Raw genomic sequence first — 3318 nt, forward strand, 5'->3', positions numbered from 1 at the left:
CCCCTCAGCCGGCTTCCCCTGGGCCGGTCATTTCTCAGGTGCCTTCCGTAGGGCAGCTTAACCAACCCCAACTGCCATCGGGATCCGTTGATCCCACTACTTCTCCCTTCCAGGGTCGAGCAGTAGCTCCTCCGGCAGGGGATCTTGCAGTCGGCAGCATCCTTCCTGCTCCCCCTCCAGTTGACTTGGGCTCAAATGCCAAGATTACCTTAACCCTGAGGGATGCTCCCGTAGGTGATGTGTTGAGTCTCTTGGTACGTCGAGCTGGATTAAATGTAGTTCTTAACGACGTTCCTCCGGACTTGACGATTTCCTTAGATGTAGCCGACTCACCCTTACAGGAAACGTTCAACTTTATCTTGCGGCTGAAGGAACTGCAAGCAACTCGTGTAGGGCAAACAGTTTTTATCGGCACTAGCCTTCCTGGAGTCGGCCAGCAGATTGTCAAAACATATAGACTTAATCAACTAAGAATCGAAGAGACAGAACAGACCTTTAACCTTACTGCTGCTGGGGCCGGAGGCGGGCAAGCAACAGTCGAAATCAATGCTAGACAACTAAGTATCACTCCAAGTGAAATCAGAAGTAGAATTTTAGCTATCCTGGAAGCATCGAATATCCCTCTTGCTCAAGAGTCAGCCATTCAAGCAGATCCAAGAACAAACTCACTAACTATTGTTGCCACACCTGCCCAGCATGATGTGATTGCAGCCTACCTTGCCCAGATTGATCTTAGAAGTCGTCAGGTCTTAGTTAGTGCTAGGTTTATTGAGATTAACCTCAATAACAACTCTAGTCTAGGAGTGGCATTAGGCGGTGCCTCTGGCAACTTTGCACTGGGCTCTGGAGATAATACCACCTTTGGTGGAACTCCCCTCAACCAACCTGCGGGATCTTCGGTTCCTGACGTTGGCGTAGTTCCTTCCGTAGGAACTGGCGGCTCACTTGTGTTCAACACCTTAAACCGACTCCAGCAATCTCTTGCGGCCCGCATAGATGCAGCTATTGCTTCAGGAACAGCCAAGATACTGGCTGACCCAAAAGTGGTCGTCGCTAACAACACGGGCGCGGCTATTGTAGTTGGTCAAGAAGTTATCACCAATAGGAGATTGGTAACAGACCCTGCAACGGGTACGTCAACAGTCGTTTTTGAAAAAGGAAACGCAGGAGTCAACTTAATTATTCAAAACGTCAGGATTGATGACAATGGCTACGTTACGTTGAATCTTCTTCCCCAGGTTTCATCTATCGGTAGCCAAATCACTTTAGCAGACGGAGCCGTAATTAGCTTGCTCAATCAGCGTTCTGTTGGCTCTTTGCAAATCAGACTTAAAGACAGGGAAACACTATTTTTGGCAGGATTGATACAAGAGGAGGATCGAGTGTCTGTTGATAAGGTTCCACTTCTTGCTGAGATCCCTCTGCTAGGCGCTCTCTTTCGTAGGCAAAACACGACGAACATTAGAAGTGAAGTTGTTGTCTTGATTACCCCAACTATTCTAGAAGAGTAGAAGAGTGGCCCGCCAATGACTGTCATTCTCTCAGACCGGTTGCTTTGCCAAAGATGGAAGATTCTCATAGAAACGGCTAAACCCTAAGATACGTTGCTGATTAATGCTGATGTCGAACTCTCGCCGCCGGCCTTGGCTGAAGCTGGGATCCCTGTTGCTCACCTTCGGGTTGGTCTGGGTGCTGGCTTGGGGTGAGGTAGGATGGCCGCAAACCTATCATCTCTCTCTACAGGTGCAGGGTCAAAGCTATTCACAGCTTGTCGAACAATCGCGCTCTTTGGTTTGGCAGACTTTGGCACAACAATTTCAGGCACAGCCGCAGGCGGAGCAGCTCACTTTAGAAGTACTGGGGCAAAGTGGGGAACAACAGCTGCCTCTATTCACGGTGCGAATGCCTCGTAGTGTTTGGCAGCAAAGCCCATCGCCAACTCAACTGGAGCAATATGCCACTTTCTATCCCAATGCATTAACTCTTTTACAACCAAGAGTGGGGGCCCGAAAAGCTCAGGTAGAATTTACTCCTCTTCCTCAAGGTGGAGTCGCATTGGTCTCTAGCAATCCTTCCAATGGCCAAAGAGGGATCCCAGTTGATCAAAGTATTCGCCTGCGTTTCGACCGAGAGCTTCCGACAGGAATGACGAGTTTGGCTTTTGGGATCCAGCCTCCTTTGGAAGTGGCCTTTGATATCCAGGGAAACGAGCTAATTGTACAGCCTTTACAGCCACTCAACTACAGTACCGATTACAGAGTGTTCTTACCTGCTGCCAAAGAGCTAGATTTACAAAATCCCATAGAGTTGACCTTCCGCACCGAGCCTCAATACACCTACCAGCGAGATATTCAGCCCCTACTGGATGCTAGCTGTGTGGGTTGTCATCAGCGGGCCGGTCGGATGCGGCGCAGCCCTTTGGATAGCTACGCCGCGGTGATGCGTTACGTAACGCCTGGATCAGAAAATAGCGAGTTGCTGAAACCGCGCTGGTTGGCTCGCCATGCTGTTATTCAACGGGCGGCAGGGATCCCCTTGAATGCAGAAGGAGAAGGGGCCGACGCCCCCGGTTCCTTATCGGAGCTTGGGACGGGAACTGTGCCGACGCCGAGACCCCCCGTGAGTGATCCCCAAGGAGAATTTCCCGGCTCTTTTATTGGACGCAGCGGATCTCCCGAATTGGCCTACATTCGCCGCAACGGCACCGGCACGGATCGCTTGGGCCACTTGAGCCCTGAAGAAATCCAGATCTTGCGTACCTGGATTATTCAGGATTGGGCTGCTGAGACCCACAAAAGTTAACCCGATGGCTCGGGGAGTCTTTATTGAGTTAAGATGAGTTGACCTAGATGTTAAGTTTCTTGACCAACTGCTTATCTTGGAACCAAAACCCTACGAGACCAACCGGTGACAACTGCTGCCAGGGATCCCTTGGATTGCATGAGGTGGGTTGTAGAAGCTTTTGGCAAGCGACTGGCAACCAGCTTGAGGACGAGAGCTGAGATTAGCGTCATTGCTGGCGCTGTTTTCGTGTCGCTCCGAGAGGAATCCTGCTAACTTTTTATCATTCAAAAAATAGGGATCCCAAATATGGGGATCCCCAAGTCTCCTTCCTCTAGTGTCTCAGTCTTCAACACACCTGTGTGAGTCGTTCTAATCTTAGGAACAAAACTGTGAAAAAGTCGTGCAGAGAAGCAAAGGACCTAAGCCCCGCTGTCTTGCTCAGGTGGCCTGGGATCCGGGACAGGCGATGAGCGCCAGCTCCACCTGATGTTCTCGGGGTTGCTGCAGTTGCACCTCCACGTCGCGGCCAAGAAG

At 50.7% G+C, this 3318-nt stretch carries 2 protein-coding genes; both read left to right on the forward strand.

The features are described from left to right. Positions 1-1511: type II secretion system protein GspD (locus NW863_RS12570; protein ID WP_414366767.1), on the forward strand; the 1511-nt coding region annotated here is incomplete at its 5' end. A 154-nt stretch (positions 1512-1665) separates the two neighbouring features. Next, positions 1666-2802 (forward strand): Ig-like domain-containing protein, encoded by a 1137-nt coding sequence (locus tag NW863_RS12575; protein ID WP_414366769.1) that lies wholly within the window; start codon positions 1666-1668, stop codon positions 2800-2802. Positions 2803-3318 lie beyond the last annotated feature (516 nt).

This window comes from Synechococcus sp. B60.1, from assembly GCF_047462555.1.
Lineage (GTDB): Bacteria > Cyanobacteriota > Cyanobacteriia > Thermostichales > Thermostichaceae > Thermostichus.